This window comes from Mycobacterium yunnanensis, assembly GCF_025823185.1.
Taxonomy (GTDB): Bacteria; Actinomycetota; Actinomycetes; order Mycobacteriales; family Mycobacteriaceae; genus Mycobacterium; species Mycobacterium yunnanensis.
In genome coordinates this window covers 262192-279794 of record NZ_JACKVK010000003.1, presented here as the reverse complement: position 1 = coordinate 279794, position 17603 = coordinate 262192, and the positions used below count along the sequence as shown (strand labels likewise).

The following is a 17603-nucleotide window of genomic DNA, read 5'->3' as shown; positions in this document are numbered from 1 at the left end:
TCAGTGGTTGCGACGGGGGTGGAACACCCAGCCGCGCAGCAGGACGAAGCGGACGGCGGTCGCCAGCAGATTGGCCAGCACCAGCACCGAGAGCTCGAGCGCCTTGTGTGGTTGGTCGACGAAGGCGTGCAGCCCGGCCAACGCGCCGCTGGTGATCGCCAGCGCGATCGCGAAGACGATGAGCCCCTCGACGTGGTGGCGGCCCGCCTTGCGCGTGCCCGACACCCCGAACGTGAAGCGGCGGTTGGCCGCGGTGTTGGCGATCGCGGTCACCAGGAGTGCGACGAAGTTCGCCACCTGCGCACCGATCAACGGGTGCAGGGTCATGAACAGCAGCAGGTAGGCCACCGTCGACAGGACGCCCACGGCGCCGAACCGCACCACCTGGCGGAACAGCGAGTTCGGTTCGGCCGTCGACGACTGCGACGGAGCCAGTTGCGCGGCAATGGCGTTGACCGGGATGGAGCCGCTCGCGAAGCCGCGCAGCAACCGACCGACGCCCTTGAGGTCTGCGGTCGCGGTGGCGATGATGTCGACCCGGCTGTCGGGGTCGTCGACCCAGTCGACCGGTACCTCGTGGATCCGCAGACCGCTGCGCTCGGCGAGCACCAGGAGTTCGGTGTCGAAGAACCACCCGGTGTCGGCGACGTGCGGCAGCAACCGGTCGGCGACGTCGGCGCGGATCGCCTTGAAACCGCACTGGGCGTCGGAGAACCGGGCCTGCAGCGTCGAGCGCAGGATCAGGTTGTAGCAGCGCGAGATGAACTCGCGCTTCGGTCCGCGCACGACGCGGGACCCGCGACCGAGTCGGGTGCCGATCGACAGGTCCGAGTGTCCGGAGATCAGCGGGGCGACGAGCGGGCTGACCGCGGCCAGGTCCGTCGACAGGTCGACGTCCATGTACGCCAGGACCATCGCGTCGGAATGCGACCAGACGTGGTGAAGGGCGCGTCCGCGACCCTTCTCCTCCAGCCGCACCGCGCGGACGCCGTCGAGTTCTTCGGCCAGCTCCGCGGCGATGCGCGGGGTGTCGTCGACGCTGGCGTTGTCGGCGATCGTGATGCGCACCTGGTAGGGGAAGTTGTCGCTGAGGTAGCGGTGCAGCCTGCGCACCGAGTCGGCGAGCGCGGTCTGCTCGTTGTAGACCGGGATCACCACGTCGAGCACCGGGACGCCGAGCCGCCGGGCCTCCTGCGCGGCGTTGGGCCGCGATCCGAACGCCGTGGCCCTGGGAACCATCGCGACCTCCGTGAGGTCGGCTTCCTGAATGTCGGTCATGTCTCCATCGTCGTTCGGTTGCTCGTGGCGACCGTTTGCGCAAGCTATGCGTCGGCTATGAGTGATGAGGCACCTCTGTCAGGTCGTAGAGGACGACACCGTCGACCGTGACGGGCGAGTAGTGCGCTTCGACCCATTCGCCGATGTCAGCGGCGTCGCGGCTGCCGGTCGTGCCGCGCCCCATCGGCATGCCGAACATGGAGTGGGCGGTGATGAAGTAATGGATTCGGCCGTCGGCGACGTCGCGCTGGAACTCCGACAGCGTCGGCGCTGGGTCGGTGCCGTTGAACCCGCCCACCGCCATGACCGGCACACCGGCGGAGAGTTGATAGCCCGCGGCATTGCTGGAACCCACCACCGCGGCCGCCCATCGGAAGCCCTCGGCGCCGTCGGAGAGCAGTTGGACCAGCCCCGGCCCCGCCTTCGGGATGTCAAGGAAGCTGCCGGGTCCTCCCGGTCCGCCGAAGCCTCCGTGGCCCCGGGCCGGCCCGACCGACGGAATGGCTCCGGAGTGCGGGGTGGCGGCCGTGGCGAGTGAATAGGCCGTCGGCGCGGCCAGACACGCCACGATGGCCAGCCCCGCCACCGCGGTGCCCACCCGTCGGGGCAACCGCCCGATGACGAGGAGCAGCACGGCGGCACCGATGCCGGCGACGGCAATCGCGGTGCCGAGCCACGGCAGCCAGTCCTGGCGGCGCGCCAGCAGAACCGCCGCGAGGATTACCGTCACCGCGACGGTGCCGGCCAGCGCGACGGCGGATCGGACGTCATTTCTGTTGCGCCACAGCATGATTGCACCGATCCCAATGCTACCGCCAATCGCCGGGGCGAGGGCGACGGTGTAGTACTGATGCAGGATGCCGTTGGCGAAGCTGAAGACGACGGCGGTCACCACCAGCCAGCCGCCCCAGATGATCAGGCCTGCCCTCGCCGGATCGGTCCTCGGGGCGCGGCGGGTGAGGATCAGCCCGGCGGCGACGCAGATCACCGCGGCCGGAATGAGCCATGCGCTGAAGGTGCCCATCGACACGCCGAACAGCCGGCCCCAGCCAACGTCGAAGTTCATGTTGCCGAGGCCGCCGGTCTCCTCACCGGTGAGCCGGCCAATCCCGTTGTAGCCCAAAGCGAGTTCGACGATGCTGTCGTCCTGGGATCCACCGATGTAGGGCCGCGACGACGCCGGCCACAGCTCGACGAGCAGCAGATACCACCCGCCGCTGAGCACCATTGCCGCCAGCGCTGCGATCAGCCTCACCAGCCGGGTCCGCAGCGGCACGGCGGCGGCGACGAGGTAGGCCAGCCCGAACGCGGGCAACACCAGGAAGGCCTGCATCATCTTGGCCAGGAAGCCGATGCCGACGGCTGCGCCCGCGCCGATCAGCCACCACCGGTTGGCATCCCGCTCGCACGCCCGTTGGACGCAGTAGGCGCCTGCGACGAGGGCGAGCACCAGCAGGGAATCGGGGTTGTTGAAGCGAAACATCAACGCCGCCACGGGCGTGAGGGCGAACACGGCGCCGGCGAGCAACGCGGCCGACGGACCGGCCGCACGACGCACCGCGGCGTAGAGCAACCCGACCGCGGCCACGCCCTCCAGCGCCTGAGGCACCAGGATGCTCCACGAGTTGAGCCCGAACAGCCTCACCGAGACGTCCATCACCCACAGTGCCGCTGGCGTCTTGTCGACGGTGATCGCGTTTCCGGCGTCGCTGGATCCGAACAGCATCGCCGTCCAGTCGTCGGCACCGGCCTGCACGGCCGCCGAGTAGAAGCCGTTGGCCCATCCGCTGGCCGCGAGGTTCCACAGATAGAGCAGCGCCGTGGCGATCAGCAACACACCGAGGGAGATCCGCTCACCGCGCGTCGCGCGTGGGTGCCGGTCGGCATGGTCGTCGGCGCCGTCGGCGGCGTGCGCGGGGCGCGTCAGTACGGCAGTCACCTCATTCATCGTCGTCACGTCGGCTAGGCAACGGATGGGCTCGAGCTGTGGGCGGGCTGTGAGACTTCCGTGTACGTCGGCAGTGTGACGACGAACTCGGTCCGGCCCTCGTCGCTGCGGACGGCGATGGCGCCCTCGTGCGCCTTGACCACGGCGGCGACGATCGCCAGACCAAGACCGGTACTGCCCCCGGCTGGCGCGGCACCCGATCGCGAACGTGACGAATCGCCCCGGGCGAAGCGCTCGAAGATCTCCGGCAACAGGCTCGAGGCGATGCCGGGTCCGTCGTCGGTCACGGTCAGGACGGCCGTGTCGCCGTCGCGGGCCAACGACGTCGTGACCGACGTGCCCGGCGGCGTGTGAATCCTGGCGTTGGCCAACAAATTGACCAGCACCTGCTGCAGCCGCGCCTCGTCACCGACCACCGTGACCGGTTCTTCAGGCAGGTCGAGCGCCCAGTCGTGGTCGGGACCGGCGACGTGCGCGTCGCTGACGGCGTCGACCACCAGTCTCGACACGTCGACCGGTTCGCGCACCAGGGCTCGACCCGAATCGAGTCGTGCCAGCAGCAGAAGGTCCTCGACGAGGTGGGTCATGCGACCGGTCTCGGACTCGACTCGGCTCATGGCATGGGCGACGTCGTCGGGAAGTTCGCGCCGCTTGCGTTGCGCGAGTTCGGTATAACCACGAATTGCGGCCAGGGGGGTGCGCAACTCGTGGCTGGCGTCGGCGACGAACTGACGCACCCTCGTCTCGCTGGCGTGACGCGCCGACAGGGCCCCGGCCACGCGGTCGAGCATCGTGTTCAGCGCAGTGCCGAGCTGACCGACCTCGGTGTGGGCCCCGTCGGGGGCGACTCGGACGATCTCGCTGGGCAGGTTGACCTCGCCCTTGTCGAGTTCGAGCCCGGCGACGTCGCGCGCCGCCTCGGTGACGCGTGACAGCGGCGCCAGCTGCCGTCGGATGACGACGATGCCGACGGTGGTGGCGGCGACCAAGGCGATCACCCCCAGGATGCAGAACATGCCCACCACCCACAGCACGGTGTCGTCGACCACCGACATCGGAAGTCCCGTCACGATCGTCTGGCTGCCGTGGCGGGCGTGCAGCGCGATCACCCGGTAGCGGCCGAGCCCGTCGATGTCCATCGTCAGCGGGGTGCGCGTCGGCGGCACCTTCGCCAGCGCAGCGGACGCCGCCGAGGTCACCTCGGCGCGGCCGCCGTCCAGGGTGATGACCCCGGCGTCGACCGCACCGTCGCTGGACACCACGGCACCGACCATGCGCGTCGCCTGCCCGGGAGCGTTGAGGAAGCCCGGACCGGGGCCCACCTCCGGATCGAACACCCGGTCGGGGAATTGGCTCGGCATGAACCTCGGTGGCGGCAGGTCGAAGATCGCCGCGGACCGCTTGCCCGCCTCCACCAACTGCGAGTCGAGCTGACGCATCAGGAAGCGTTCCAGCGCGAATTCCGTCGCGATTCCGATGCTGGCACACACCACGGCGAGCAACACGATCTGCGTGAGCAGCAACCGCGCCCGCAGCGACCACGTCCGCGGCTCGAACAGCTTGCTGTGTGGTTCGGACCGCACGGCGGCAGCTGCGCTCATCGCGGAGGCTTGAGCACGTACCCGGCGCCGCGCAACGTGTGGATCATCGGCTCGCGGCCGCTGTCGATCTTCTTGCGGAGGTACGACACGTACAACTCGACGATGTTGGACCGACCGCCAAAGTCGTAGCTCCACACCCGGTCCAGGATCTGGGCCTTGCTCAGCACTCGCTTCGCGTTGCGCATCATGAACCGCAGCAGCTCGAATTCGGTCGCGGTCAACGTGATCGGCTCACCCGCACGGGTGACCTCGTGGCTGTCCTCGTCGAGCACCAGGTCCCCGACGACGATCTGCGCGCCGCCCGTCTCGTCGGCAACCCCGGTGCGCCGCAGCAGCGCGCGCAGCCGCAGCACGACCTCTTCGAGGCTGAAGGGCTTGGTGACGTAGTCGTCACCGCCTGCGGTGAGCCCGGCGATGCGGTCTTCGACGGAGTCCTTGGCCGTGAGGAGTAGCAGCGGCAGGCCGGGAATCTGGGCGCGCAACTCGTGCAACACGTCGAGCCCGCTCATGTCGGGCAGCATGACGTCGAGCACCACCACGTCGGGCGGGTTCTCCTTCGCCACGGCGATGGCCGTCTGTCCGTCGCCAGCGGTCGAGATGTCCCACCCCTCGTAGCGCAGCGCCATGGACACCAACTCCGCGAGTACCGGTTCGTCGTCGACGACCAGCACGTTGATCGGCTTGCCGTCCGACCTGCGCATGACGAGCCGGGCGGGGTCGGCGTGCTCGCGATCGGCGCCGTTCATGGTGGTCACGTCCTCATTGTCGATCTGCGCCATGGGCGACTCCTGTGCCGACCCTATGCGCAAGCTGTGAAGACCAGCTCACAGCTGGCGCATAGCCTCGACCGGCACAGTGGTCGTCGTGAACACGTGGGGAATGCGCAAGACACTTGGCGCCGTTGCGGTGGCGGCGGCCGTCGCGGGCGTGGGTGGGGCGGCGATCAGTGCGGCGACGGCGACGAGTTTCCACGGTGGGGCCGGCGGATTCGGAGGCTTCGGCGACTTCGCCGGTTTTGGGGGGCCCCAGGGACCCCCGCCGGGAGGCCACCGCGCCGAGACCGATCCGGCGGCTCTGCACGGGGAGTACGTCGTGCCCGACGATCATGGGGGCTACTCCACGGTGCTCGAGCAGACCGGCATCATCACGGCGATCTCACCCAGCGCCGTGACCGCCCGCAGCGCGGACGGCTTCACCGAGAGCTACGTCATTCGCGAGCCGGAGGAAACCGCGGCGAAGCCTCCCTTCGCCACGGGCGACACCGTCGTCATCAAGGCCACGCGAAACGGGGAGGCCGCCGTGGTCACCACCATGGGGCCTCCCCTGTCGCCTGGTCACTGAGCCAGGATCTACAGCGCGCCTTCCTGCTCCGGCGGCAACGCCGCCGGGCCCTCGATCTCGGGCACCGCCGACGACGTGGTCGGGGTGGTGGGCGGTGCTGTCTCGGTCGTGGTCTCGCCGATGGTGGCCTCTTCGGTGGGCACCGGGCCGGGGGTCGACGGCTCGGGCTCGGCCCAGCTCGTCGATGCGGCGGTCAATGCGCCACCAGCGATCACAGCGCCTGCGCCGACGCTCGCGGCAATCACCTTCATGTTCTTGCGGTTCATCACGGTTCCTCCCAAATCGGGGCTGTTCGGATGTGCCGACGTTCGGCGCCCCCGCTGCCTCCTCGGGTAACCCCAGCAGACGCGCATCAAACACCAAGCCCGTTCCCAGCCAATCCGGCCACGAGCCGACGACGGCACGTCGGGGTTCATCTCCTACCCTGTGGCCATGCAGTTTCCGACGGGCGCCCCATGACGCGCTTCCTCGCCCGCCGGGCCCTGAACTACGTCGTGCTGCTGTTGCTGGCGTCGTTCCTGACCTTCGCGCTCGCGTCGTGGTCGTTCAAACCGCTGGACAGTCTGGAAGGTCGCAACCCGCGGCCCCCCCAGTCGGTGATCGACGCGAAGGCTGCCGAGCTTGCGCTGGACAAGCCGATTCCCCTCCGCTACGTGCACTGGGTGAGCGAAGCCGTGCAGGGCGACTTCGGCACGACGGTGGCCGGGCAGCCGGTGTCCGACGAACTGGGCCGGCGCATCGGGGTGAGCCTGCGGCTGGTGTTCCTGGGCTCGGTGCTCGGCACCGTCATCGGGGTGGTGGTCGGCGCGTGGGGTGCGGTCCGGCAGTACCGGGTGTCGGACCGCGTGATCACCGTCCTGTCACTGCTGCTGATCAGCATGCCCACCTTCGTCGTGGCCAACCTGCTCATCCTCGGGGCGCTGCGCAGCAACACCGCGCTGGGCTTCAATCTCTTCGAGTACACCGGCGAGTCGTCCCCGACCGTCTCCGGCGGGGCGGGCAGCCAGTTCCTCGACCGCCTGCAGCACCTCGTCCTGCCGACCACCACCCTGGCGCTGTTCTCGATCGCCGGCTTCAGCCGCTATCAACGCAACGCCATGCTCGACGTGCTGGGGCAGGACTTCATCCGCACTGCCCGCGCGAAGGGGCTGACCCGGCGGCAGGCGTTGTTCAAGCACGGTCTGCGCACCGCGCTGATACCGATGGCCACGCTGTTCGCCTACGGCGTCGGCGGACTCGTGACGGGAGCGGTGTTCGTGGAGAAGATCTTCGGATGGCACGGCATGGGCGAGTGGGTGGTCCAGGCCATCGCCACCCAGGACACCAACATCATCGCCGCGATCACGGTCTTCACCGGTGCCACCATCCTGCTGGCCGGGTTGCTCTCCGACGTCATCTACGCGGCGTTGGACCCAAGGGTCAGGGTGGCGTGACATGACGCGCACGCGAGGAGCGATGTGGTGACCGAACCCGTGACCACGGAGGCGTCGACGACGGCCCGATCGGGCGTGGACGCAGGCCACTTCGCCTCTCGCCGCGCGCTGACCACACGCCGCTTCCTCGGCAACCGCCTCGCGGTGGCCGCCCTCATCGTGCTGGCGGTGATGTTCGTCGGGTGCTACGCGCTGCCACCACTGCTCCCGTGGAGCTACACCGATCTGGACTTCCTGGCGTTGCAGCAACCGCCGAGCACCAGCCATTGGTTCGGCACCAACGGCCTTGGCCAGGACCTGCTGGCCCAAACTCTGCGCGGCATGCAGAAGTCCCTGCTCATCGGCGTCTGCGTGGCGTTCCTCTCCACGGTCATCGCGGCCACCGTCGGTGCCGTGGCCGGCTACTTCGGTGGGTGGCGAGACCGCACGGCGATGTGGGTGGTCGACCTCCTGCTGGTGGTGCCGAGCTTCATCCTCATCGCGATCGTGACACCGCGGCTCGGCGAGTCGGGCCGGGTGTTCTCGTTGATCCTGTTGCTCGCGGCGTTCAGCTGGATGATCAGCGCGCGCATCGTCCGCGGTATGACGATGAGCCTGCGCGAGCGCGAATTCGTCACCGCCGCAAGGTACATGGGCGTATCCAACCGGCGGATCATCGTGCGCCACGTCCTGCCGAACGTCGCCTCGATCCTCATCATCGACACCACCTTGAACGTGGGTGTGGCCATCCTGGCCGAAACCGGGCTGTCATTCCTGGGTTTCGGCATCCAGCCGCCCGACGTCTCACTGGGCACGTTGATCGCCGACGGCACCCCGTCGGTGACGACCTTCCCATGGGTGTTCCTGTTTCCGGCAGGCATCCTGGTGCTGATCGTGTTGTGCGCCAACGTGATCGGTGACGGTCTGCGCGACGCGATCGACCCCGGCTCGAAACCCCGCCGGCGGCGGCGCTCGTGAGCGAACTCCTGAGGGTCGAGGACCTGCGCGTCGGCTTCAGCACCGACGCCGAGGACGTCGAGGCCGTACGCGGCATGACCTTCGACGTGTCGCCCCGTGAAGTCGTGGCGTTGGTCGGCGAATCCGGTGCGGGCAAGTCGGCGACGGCCATGGCGGTCGTGGGCCTGCTCCCGGAATACGCACGGGTGTCGGGATCGGTGCGATTGCACGGCGACGAACTGATCGGCCTCGACGACCAACGGATGTCGCGCATCCGCGGACGCGTCGTCGGCACCGTCTTCCAAGATCCGATGTCGGCGCTCACCCCGGTCTACCCGGTCGGTCAGCAGATCGCGGAGGCACTGCGCGTGCATCAGCGTGACCTCGGCCGGGCGGCCGCCGCGACCCGGGCCGTGGAACTGCTGGAGCTGGTGGGCATCTCGCAGCCGCAGCGCCGCGCCAAGTCGTTCCCCCACGAGCTCTCCGGCGGTGAACGACAGCGCGTGGTGATCGCCATCGCCATCGCGAACGATCCGGACCTCATCATCTGCGACGAGCCCACGACGGCGCTCGACGTCACGGTGCAGGCGCAGATCCTCGACGTGCTGCGGACCGCCCGCGACGTGACCGGTGCCGGTGTCCTGATCATCACCCACGACCTCGGGGTGGTCTCCGAGTTCGCCGACCGGGCGCTGGTGATGTACGCCGGCAAGGCCGTCGAGACGGCTCCCGTTACGGGCCTCGGCGAGCGCCGGGTGATGCCCTACACCGTCGGCCTGCTCGGTTCGGTGCCGCGCCTCGACGCCGCGCAGGGCTCGCGCTTGGTGCCGATTCCCGGCGCCCCACCGTCGATGGCGGCGCTGCCCCCCGGGTGCCCGTTCGCGCCGCGGTGCCCGATGGTCGTCGACGACTGTCTCACCGTAGAACCCGAGCCGGTCTCCGTCGGACCCGATCACACCGCGGCCTGCATCCGCACCGACGACGTCGCAGGCCGCTCGGCGGCCGACGTGTACGGCGTGTCCACGGCGCCCCCGGACGTTCGGGCCGACTCGGAATCCCCGGTCGTGCTGCACGTGCACGAGCTCGTCAAGACCTTCACCCTGACGAAGGGAGCGGTGTTCCGGCGCCGGATCGGCGAGGTACGCGCCGTCGACGGGGTCAGCTTCGACCTGCGGCAGGGCCAAACCCTCGGCATCGTCGGAGAATCCGGGTCGGGAAAGTCGACGACCCTGCATCAGGTCCTGGAGTTGACTGCGCCGCAGAGTGGTTCCATCGAAGTCCTCGGCCACGACGTCGCCACCCTCGACCACCGCGCTCGCCGGGCGTTGCGCGGTGACCTGCAGGTGGTCTTCCAGGATCCCGTCGCCTCGCTGGACCCGCGATTGCCCGTCTTCGACGTCCTGGCAGAACCGTTGACCGCCAACGGCTTCGACGGCAAGCTCATCGACGAGCGGGTCGCCGAGCTGTTGACCACCGTCGGCCTTCGGAGGGAGGACGCCGGTCGGTATCCGGCCGAGTTCTCCGGTGGCCAGAAGCAGCGCATCGGGATTGCCCGGGCGTTGGCGCTGCAGCCCAAGATCCTTGCGCTCGACGAACCGGTGTCCGCCTTGGACGTGTCGATCCAGGCAGGGATCGTCAACCTGCTCCTGGACTTGCAGGAGCGCTTCGGCCTGTCGTATCTGTTCGTCTCCCACGACCTGTCGGTGGTCAAGCACCTCGCCGACCAACTGGTGGTGATGTACCAGGGGTCGATCGTCGAGTCCGGTGACGCGGCGGAGATCTTCGCCCGGCCGCGGCACGAGTACACCAAGAAGTTGCTGGCCGCCGTCCCGCAGCCGTGAGCGGTTAGAGTCTGTCCCATGCAGATCCGTCGTGCCGCCAGTGCACTTCTCGTCGCCGGACTCGTACTCACCGGGTGCTCCGGTGGCAACCAGGAAGCACCGTCGGCGGGCGGCAAGGCCGAGATCGGCTCCACCAACGACGTGAATCCGCAGGATCCCGCCTCGCTGCAGGAGGGCGGCAACCTGCGCATCCCCCTGACCAACTTCCCCGACAACTTCAACACGATGCACATCAACGGGCCCACCGCCGACGCGGCCGCGATCTCCAGGGCCACCATGCCCCGGGCGTTCCGCATCGCCGCCGACGGAACCGCCTCGGTGAACACCGACTTCTTCACCAACGTGGAGCTGACCAAGACGAATCCACAGGTCGTCACGTACACGATCAACCCCAAGGCGGTGTGGAGCGACGGCACGCCGGTCACCTGGGAGGACATCAAGTCTCAGATCGACGCGACCAGCGGCAAGAACAAGGACTTCGCCATTTCGGCCCCCAACGGCAGCGACCGGGTCGCCTCGGTGACGCGAGGCGTCGACGACCGACAGGCGATCATGACCTTCGCCAAGCCCTATGCCGAGTGGAAGGGCATGTTCGCGGGCAACACCGTGCTCTCACCGAAGAGCATGACCGCCACCCCGGAGGCGTTCAACACCGCTCAGCTGAACGGCCCCGGCCCCTCGGCGGGTCCGTTCATCGTGACCGCACTGGACCGCACGGCGCAGCGAATTACCTTGAGCCGCAACCCCAAGTGGTGGGGCACGCCGCCCCGGCTGGACACGATCACGTTCCTGGTCCTCGACGACGCCGCGCGACTGCCTGCGCTGCAGAACAACGCCATCGACGCCACCGGCCTCTCGTCGCTCGACGACGTGACGATCGCCCGGCGCACCGCGGGAGTGACGATTCGGCGAGCGCCGAGCACCAGTTGGTATCACTTCACCTTCAACGGCGCGCCGGGGTCGATCCTCGCCGACCCGAAGCTGCGCAACGCAATTGCCAAGGGCATCGACCGCCAGACCATCGCCAACGTGGCCCAGCGCGGACTGGCCGACGAACCGGTACCGCTGAACAACCACGTCTTCGTGGCGGGCCAGAAGGGCTATCAGGACAACAGCGGTGTCGTGGCCTTCGACCAGGAGGCGGCCAAGAAGGAGCTCGACGACCTGGGCTGGAAGATGAACGGCCAGTTCCGGGAGAAGGACGGCAAGCAGCTCGTCATCCGCGACCTGTTCTACGATGCGCAGAGCACCCGCCAGGTCGGCCAGATCGCCCAGAACAGTCTGGCCCAGATCGGGGTCAAGCTCGACCTCCAGGCCAAGGGTGGCAGCGGCTTCTTCACCAATTACATCACCGTCGGAAACTTCGACATCGCCCAATTCAGCTGGGTGGCCGACGCGTTCCCGCTGTCGGGTCTACCGCAGATCTACGCCTCGCAGGGCGACAGCAACTTCGGCAAGATCGGCAGCCCCGAGATCGACGCCAAGATCGAGCAAACCCTCTCGGAGCTCGACGCCGACAAGGCCCGCGCGTTGGCCAACGAGGTCGACGAGCTGGTGTGGGCCGAGGGCGCGAGCCTGCCGCTGTTCCAGTCCGCCGGGAACGTCGCGGTCCGCAGCAATTTGGCCAACTTCGGTGCGGCCGGGCTGGCCGACGTGGACTACACCGCGATCGGCTTCATGAAGTCGTGACGTTGCGGACCGCACGCGGTACCGCCGACGGCAGCACCGATTCGGCGACGGCGGCCGCGGTGATCGCCCGCCTGAGCAGGCGCACGCTGAGCAGGCTCGGCACGGCGTCCAGTTCGGGTGACCGGCTGGGCAATTCGGTGATCTCGCCCGCGTAGACGGCGTGCACGATGTCGAGCGCCGACCGTTCCTTGGTGTCGATGACGCTGTGACCACTGCTGGGCATCTCGACGAGCACCGCGTTGGGAATCAACTCGGCGATCCGGCATGCCACCGCACGCGGAGTGGTCAAGTCCCGGCCGCCGGAGATGACGACCGTCGGCCACGTGAAGGAAGGCATCTCGGCGATGAGGTCATAGGGTTCGGCGACGAAGTCGACCTCCCCGGTGGCCATGTCTCGCAGCGCCACGGCCGGGTCGAGCGGGTGACCGTCGGGCACTGCCCCGTAATTCAGCTCGCGGTAGCCGATGCGGCCGACCAGGTCCGGCTCGTTGTGGAATGGCGTCTTGCGCTCGACGATCAGGCGTGTGCCCAATCCCACGGCGCCCCAGACCCAGTCGTGATCGGAGAGCAGCAGGTCGAGCTGACGACCGAGCAGCTCGGACCCCCCGAGGCCGTACATGTCGGCCGCCAGTTGGGTGGCGGCCGGGGTAAGCACCCCGTCGGCGACCAACTGACGCACCTTGGCGGCGAGTTCGTCGGTCTCCCCCTCGACCCCGTCCCACAGCACTCGGCGCACGGCCGCCCGGACGACGTCGACGTCGTCGGCCGACAGCAGTGGCGAATCCAGGATCATCGCGTGGATCCGATGCGGATGGCGGACGCCGAGGCCCGCGGCCAGATACGTGCCGTAGGACGTTCCGTACACCACGGCCGACTCGACGCCGGCGTGTTCGAGGACGGCGTCGAGATCGGCGACCGCCGCCTCGAGGGTCATCGCCTCCAGCGGTAGATCGGCGCCGTCGTCGTCGTGGCGCGACATCCCGACCCCACGATGCTCCACCATGATCACGTCGAGCCCGTCGGCGACGGCATGTTTGCGAAGCCCGCGGTAGAGCGCGATCGACGCCGCGCCAGGCCCGCCGGGAATGAACAGCAGCGGGTGGTCGGACTTCTCCCCCACTCGCACGTAGAACAGGTCGAACTCCTCGGACCCGCCGTCGAGGATGGGCCTGCGCACCGAACCGACCCCTGGCAACGCGGTCAGCTTGTCGTGCACTCGCCGGCGCCCGGCATTCATCGTCATCGTCCTCCATTGTGCCCTGGTTCGCCGTTCTTAGGTTCGGGGTGAGCCAAAGCAGTGCCGCCGCACGAGGCCTTGCGTAGAAACGACGACATGACCACCGTCGAGAACAACGCCCGCATTCTTCCCGGCTCACCGCAGTGGGATGAGCTGCTCGGTCGCATCGCCGCCGGAGCCAAGGACCGAGACCTGAACGACGAGAACCCCTTTGACGAGGTGGCGGCCCTCAAACGCGCCGGTTTCGGCACGCTGCGCCTACCCCCGGAGCTCGGTGGCGCAGGATTGACTGTGCCGCAACTGTTCTCGGCGGTCATCGACGTCGCGCGGGCCGATCCGGTTGTCGCCCACATCTTCCGTACGCACTTCTGGTTCACCGAGGAACGGCTGCGGACTGCCGCTTCGGGCGACCCCGCGTCATCTCAGTGGCTGCGCAAGGTGGCCGACGGCCAGCTGTTCGGCAACGCGTTCAGCGAGAAGGGGTCCAACGCCGTCGGCAGCCTGGTGTTCAACACGCGACTGCTGCCCGATCCGGCGGGCGGTTACCGCCTCGAGGGCGAGAAGTTCTACAGCACCGGCACCCTGTTCTCGGACTATCTGACCGTCACCGCCACCACCGACCACGACTCCGTGGCCACGGTCGTGGTGCCGGCCGACCGCACCGGGGTCAAGCTGATCGACGACTGGGACGGTTTCGGCCAGCGGCGCACCGGCACGGGCACCACCGTGTTCAAGAACGTCGCGGTCACCAGCGACGAGATCCTCGCCGACTCACCCTACGATGCCGAAGCGGTGCCGTCGGTTCAGTACGCGTCCCTGCAACTGTTCATCCACGCCGTGGTGGCCGGCATCCTCGCCGGCGTCGTGGACGACGGGGTGACCCTGCTGCGATCGCGGGACCGCACCTTCAGCCACGCCCCCACCGATCGCCCCACCGACGACCCGCTACTGCAACGACTGCTCGGCGAACTGGCCAGCACGGCCTACATCGCGAAGGCGGCGGTGCTCGACGCCGCCGAGGCAATTGCCGTCGCCACCGCGTCTGCGTCGACCACGGCCGACGGCAACCCCGACGCTCAACTGGCTCAGGACGCCCAGATCAAGGTCGCCAAGGTCAAGGTTCACCTGGACGCCGTCGCCCCGGAAGCCGCGACGCGGCTGCTGGAACTCGGGGGTGCCAGCGCGGCCAGCCGACAGAAGGGTCTGGACCGGCACTGGCGCAACATCCGCACCATCACGCTGCACAACCCGGTGGCCTACAAGGCCGTCGCGATCGGTGCCAACCTGCTGCACGACACCCCATTGCCCGCCAACGCCTACTTCTGAGTCGCGATTCGTGCACCCTGACCCGCGCTCACCGCGGGTGGGGGTGCACGAATCGCGGGAAGCGAGAACACCGTGACGCGTCAACTTCACCTGGGCGGATTCCAGATCGCCTCCCAGGTCACCCACTCCCACGCCGCGTGGCGGCACCCCGGCAGCGACACGGGTTTCACCACGCCGGAGTACTACCACCGCATCGGGCGGATCCTCGAACGCGGCAAGTTCGACTTCGTGTTCTTCGCCGACCTGCTGGCCGCACCCGCCCGCTTCGGCGACGACGTCACCGAGCCGCTGCGGCGCGGGACGCAGGCCACCGCGACGCTGGATCCGTCGATCGTGGCGGCCAGCATCGCCGCAGTGACCTCGAAGCTGGGCGTCGCGATCACCAAGTCCGCCACGTACTTCCACCCCTACGAGTTGGCCCGCATCTTCGCCAGCCTCGACCACGTCAGCCGCGGCCGGGTCGCCTGGAATATCGTGACCTCGCTGACGCAGAGCGAGGCGCAGAACTTCGGCTACGACGAGCACCTCGGACACGACTACCGCTACGACCGTGCCGAGGAATTCGTCCGCACCGCGGTGGAGCTGTGGTCGAGCTGGGACGCCGACGCGCTGGTGCTCGACAAGGAGGCCGGCGTGTTCGCCGACCCCGACAAGGTCCGCCGGGTGGACCACGACGGGGAGTACTTCCGCACCCGCGGACCGCTCAACGTGCCGCGGTCACCGCAGGGACGTCCGGTCCTGATTCAGGCTGGATCGTCGAGTACCGGGCGGGACTTCGCCGCGCGCTGGGCCGAGGCCATCTTCGAGATCGACCCCACCCCCGAGGGCCGCAAGGCCTACTACGACGACATCAAGAGTCGGGCGGAGAACTACGGCCGCGATCCCGACGGCGTGCTGATCTTTCCGGCCTTCATTCCGTTCATCGGGGAGACGGAGTCCATCGCCCGCGAGAAGCAGGCCTTCCACAACGAGCTCGCCGATCCGATCTCGGGACTGATCACCCTGTCGGTGCACACCGACCACGACTTCTCCCGCTACGACCTCGACGCGCCCGTCGAGGACATCGCCGTCACCGGCACCCAGGGGCTCTTCGACACCGCGCGGCGTGTGGCCCAGCGCGACAACCTGACGCTGCGCGACATCGGCAAGTGGTACGCCCAGGGTGTGCTGCTGCCCCAGTTCGTCGGCACGGCCACCCAGGTCGCCGACCAGATCGAGGCGTCGTTCACCGAGGGCGAGGCCGACGGGTTCATGGTCTCGGCGGCTCAATCGCCGGGCACCTTCAACGACTTCGTCGACTCGGTGGTGCCAGAACTGCAGCGGCGCAAACTGTTTCGCGAGGACTACACGGGCACCACGCTGCGCGACCACCTGGGACTTCCGGCGGCGACATTCGACTCACCGCGGCGGCGCGACGTCTCAGTCGCGAGCTGAGCGGATGAGGTCGGCGGCCTTCTCGCCGATCATCACGCTCGGTGCGTGGGTATGCCCGCGGATGATGGTGGGCATGATCGACGCGTCGGCCACCCGGAGCCCAGCCACGCCGCGAACCCTGAGCTGAGGATCGACGACGCTGGCGTCGTCACTGCCCATGCGGCAGGTGCCCACGGGGTGGTACAGCGTGTGCGAGACCGTCTCCAGTGCCCGCTCCAGCGTCGACTCGTCGAGTCCGGTCGCGTCCCTTGGGCGGACGACGTCGCCGAGAAGTCGCCGCATGGTGGGCGTCTGCGCGATGCGGGCCGTGATGCGCAGGCCCTCCATCAGGGCGGCGCGATCGGCCCCATCGGCGTCGGTCAGGTAACGCGGGTCGATGACCGGCTTGGTCAGCGGATCGGAGGACCGAAGCGTGACGCTGCCGCGGCTGCGGGGCTTGAGCAGAATCGGCCCCATCACCACGGCATGTCCCGGATGGCCCCCGCCGATGCCCTCGTCGAAGAAGGGCGCCGGAGCGAAGATCAGCTCGAGATCCGGCAGTTCGAGATCGTCGCGGCTGCGGACGAATCCATACGCCTCGCCGACGTTGGAGGTCAGCATGCCCCGCCTGCGGACCAGGTATTGGACGAGCTGGCGTGGTTTCTCGGCGGCGTACAGGGTGTCGTCGTGCGCGTCGAAGCCGACCGGCACGCACAGGTGATCCATCAGGTTCTGGCCAACCTCGGGCGCGTGGCGCACCGTCTCGATGCCGTGATCGGCGAGCCGTTCGCGGTCACCGATGCCGGAGAGCATCAGCAGTTGCGGCGAGTTGACGGCACCACCGCTCAGCACCACCTCGCGGCGCGCCCTGGCCACGTGGGTTCGCCCGTCGTGCCGGTACTCCACGCCGACGGCGCGGCCGTCGTCCACCACAACCCGCGTGACCATCGCCCCGGTGAGCAGCCGGAGGTTGGGCCTGCGCAGGGCGGGTTTGAGGTAGGCGTCGGCGGTACTCCACCGCGCGCCCCGGCGCTGCGTGACCCTGGTCTCGCAAAAGCCCTCCGAGGCAGCCAGATTCGGCGCCTCGGTGCGGTAGCCGCATTCCCCGGCCGCCGACAGCCACGACGCGGTCGAGCTGCGCGGGCTGCGCTGCGGGGACACTTCCAGCGGTCCGCTCTCGATGCGCGCGAGGTACTTCTCGACGCTGGCATAGCTCCACGACTCGTCCGCCGCGGCTCCCCATTCGTCGTAGTCGGCGGCGAACCCGCGCACCCACATCATCGCGTTCATCGACGACGATCCGCCGAGCACCTTGCCGCGGGGCCAGTAGATCTCGCGGCCGTCGAGTTCCTTCTGCGGTTCGGTCGAGTAGTCCCAGTCGGCCTCGGACTTGAACAGCTTCGAGAACGCCGCCGGAATGTGGACGAACTTGTCCTTGTCGCGCGCGCCGGCCTCGAGGACCAGCACCTGCACTGCGGAGTTCTCGCTGAGACGGTTGGCCAGAACCGCGCCGGCCGATCCGGTTCCCACGACGATGTAATCGGTGTCCACGACGGGTGA

General features: G+C 68.6%; 14 protein-coding genes. 7 read left to right on the top strand and 7 right to left on the bottom strand.

Going from position 1 to position 17603, the window contains the following annotated elements:
• From H7K45_RS05040 to H7K45_RS05025, 4 genes are read right to left on the bottom strand one after another with little or no spacing between them, the layout of a single operon-like run.
• Complete coding sequence (locus tag H7K45_RS05040; protein ID WP_263994670.1) at positions 1-1278, bottom strand: bifunctional glycosyltransferase family 2/GtrA family protein; 1278 nt, start codon at positions 1276-1278, stop codon at positions 1-3.
• 55 nt (positions 1279-1333) lie between these two features.
• Entirely contained in the window at positions 1334-3226 is a 1893-nt protein-coding gene (locus H7K45_RS05035) for a glycosyltransferase family 39 protein (RefSeq protein ID WP_372512504.1), read from the bottom strand.
• A 14-nt stretch (positions 3227-3240) separates the two neighbouring features.
• Positions 3241-4827 carry a sensor histidine kinase gene (locus tag H7K45_RS05030; protein WP_263994669.1) on the bottom strand — a complete coding sequence of 529 codons (1587 nt, stop codon included), beginning with the start codon at positions 4825-4827 and terminating at the stop codon, positions 3241-3243.
• Positions 4824-5528, bottom strand: coding sequence for a response regulator transcription factor (locus H7K45_RS05025; protein ID WP_263994744.1), 705 nt, complete (start codon positions 5526-5528; stop codon positions 4824-4826). Before H7K45_RS05025 ends, H7K45_RS05030 begins: the two co-directional genes overlap by 4 nt.
• A 163-nt stretch (positions 5529-5691) precedes the next feature.
• Between H7K45_RS05025 and H7K45_RS05020 the strand changes: the two genes are divergently transcribed.
• Positions 5692-6168 carry a hypothetical protein gene (locus H7K45_RS05020; RefSeq protein ID WP_263994668.1) on the top strand — a complete coding sequence of 159 codons (477 nt, stop codon included), beginning with the start codon at positions 5692-5694 and terminating at the stop codon, positions 6166-6168.
• An 8-nt stretch (positions 6169-6176) separates the two neighbouring features.
• Here the strand turns inward: H7K45_RS05020 and H7K45_RS05015 are convergent, their stop codons facing one another.
• Positions 6177-6434: a hypothetical protein gene (locus tag H7K45_RS05015; RefSeq protein ID WP_263994667.1), complete on the bottom strand. Its 258-nt coding sequence runs from the start codon at positions 6432-6434 to the stop codon at positions 6177-6179.
• A 189-nt stretch (positions 6435-6623) separates the two neighbouring features.
• Here H7K45_RS05015 and H7K45_RS05010 point away from each other — a divergent pair, with 189 nt between their 5' ends.
• From H7K45_RS05010 to H7K45_RS04995, 4 genes are all read left to right on the top strand, one after another.
• On the top strand, positions 6624-7601 hold the full coding sequence (locus tag H7K45_RS05010; RefSeq protein WP_263994666.1) for an ABC transporter permease: 978 nt from the start codon (positions 6624-6626) through the stop codon (positions 7599-7601).
• A gap of 75 nt (positions 7602-7676) precedes the next feature.
• On the top strand, positions 7677-8558 hold the full coding sequence (locus H7K45_RS05005; RefSeq protein WP_263994743.1) for an ABC transporter permease: 882 nt from the start codon (positions 7677-7679) through the stop codon (positions 8556-8558).
• The gene (locus H7K45_RS05000; protein WP_263994665.1) at positions 8555-10378 is read left to right on the top strand and encodes a dipeptide ABC transporter ATP-binding protein; all 1824 of its coding nucleotides are present in this window, start codon (positions 8555-8557) and stop codon (positions 10376-10378) included. Before H7K45_RS05005 ends, H7K45_RS05000 begins: the two co-directional genes overlap by 4 nt.
• An 18-nt stretch (positions 10379-10396) precedes the next feature.
• Positions 10397-12067 carry an ABC transporter family substrate-binding protein gene (locus tag H7K45_RS04995; protein ID WP_263994664.1) on the top strand — a complete coding sequence of 557 codons (1671 nt, stop codon included), beginning with the start codon at positions 10397-10399 and terminating at the stop codon, positions 12065-12067.
• Here H7K45_RS04995 and H7K45_RS04990 read toward each other — a convergent pair.
• Complete coding sequence (locus tag H7K45_RS04990; protein ID WP_263994663.1) at positions 12054-13310, bottom strand: alpha/beta fold hydrolase; 1257 nt, start codon at positions 13308-13310, stop codon at positions 12054-12056. The two genes, H7K45_RS04995 and H7K45_RS04990, sit on opposite strands and share 14 nt — an antisense overlap.
• Positions 13311-13400: 90 nt before the next feature.
• Here H7K45_RS04990 and H7K45_RS04985 point away from each other — a divergent pair, with 90 nt between their 5' ends.
• Together H7K45_RS04985 and H7K45_RS04980 are read left to right on the top strand one after the other, a co-directional pair.
• Positions 13401-14630 carry an acyl-CoA dehydrogenase family protein gene (locus H7K45_RS04985; RefSeq protein ID WP_263994662.1) on the top strand — a complete coding sequence of 410 codons (1230 nt, stop codon included), beginning with the start codon at positions 13401-13403 and terminating at the stop codon, positions 14628-14630.
• A 72-nt stretch (positions 14631-14702) separates the two neighbouring features.
• Positions 14703-16064 (top strand): LLM class flavin-dependent oxidoreductase, encoded by a 1362-nt coding sequence (locus tag H7K45_RS04980; protein WP_263994661.1) that lies wholly within the window; start codon positions 14703-14705, stop codon positions 16062-16064.
• Here the strand turns inward: H7K45_RS04980 and H7K45_RS04975 are convergent.
• A complete protein-coding gene (locus tag H7K45_RS04975) occupies positions 16050-17594 on the bottom strand; it encodes a GMC family oxidoreductase (protein ID WP_263994660.1) in 1545 nt (514 codons plus the stop codon). The two genes, H7K45_RS04980 and H7K45_RS04975, sit on opposite strands and share 15 nt — an antisense overlap.
• Positions 17595-17603 lie beyond the last annotated feature (9 nt).

Coding starts and splice junctions, on each gene's coding strand:
- H7K45_RS04995 (WP_263994664.1), top strand. CDS start 10,397: ATGCAGATCCGTCGTGCCGCCAGTGCACTTCTCGTCGCCGGACTCGTA.
- H7K45_RS04985 (WP_263994662.1), top strand. CDS start 13,401: ATGACCACCGTCGAGAACAACGCCCGCATTCTTCCCGGCTCACCGCAG.
- H7K45_RS05030 (WP_263994669.1), bottom strand. CDS start 4,827: ATGAGCGCAGCTGCCGCCGTGCGGTCCGAACCACACAGCAAGCTGTTC.
- H7K45_RS05015 (WP_263994667.1), bottom strand. CDS start 6,434: ATGAACCGCAAGAACATGAAGGTGATTGCCGCGAGCGTCGGCGCAGGC.
- H7K45_RS05035 (WP_372512504.1), bottom strand. CDS start 3,226: ATGAATGAGGTGACTGCCGTACTGACGCGCCCCGCGCACGCCGCCGAC.
- H7K45_RS05040 (WP_263994670.1), bottom strand. CDS start 1,278: ATGACCGACATTCAGGAAGCCGACCTCACGGAGGTCGCGATGGTTCCC.
- H7K45_RS05025 (WP_263994744.1), bottom strand. CDS start 5,528: ATGCGCAGGTCGGACGGCAAGCCGATCAACGTGCTGGTCGTCGACGAC.
- H7K45_RS04990 (WP_263994663.1), bottom strand. CDS start 13,310: ATGACGATGAATGCCGGGCGCCGGCGAGTGCACGACAAGCTGACCGCG.
- H7K45_RS05010 (WP_263994666.1), top strand. CDS start 6,624: ATGACGCGCTTCCTCGCCCGCCGGGCCCTGAACTACGTCGTGCTGCTG.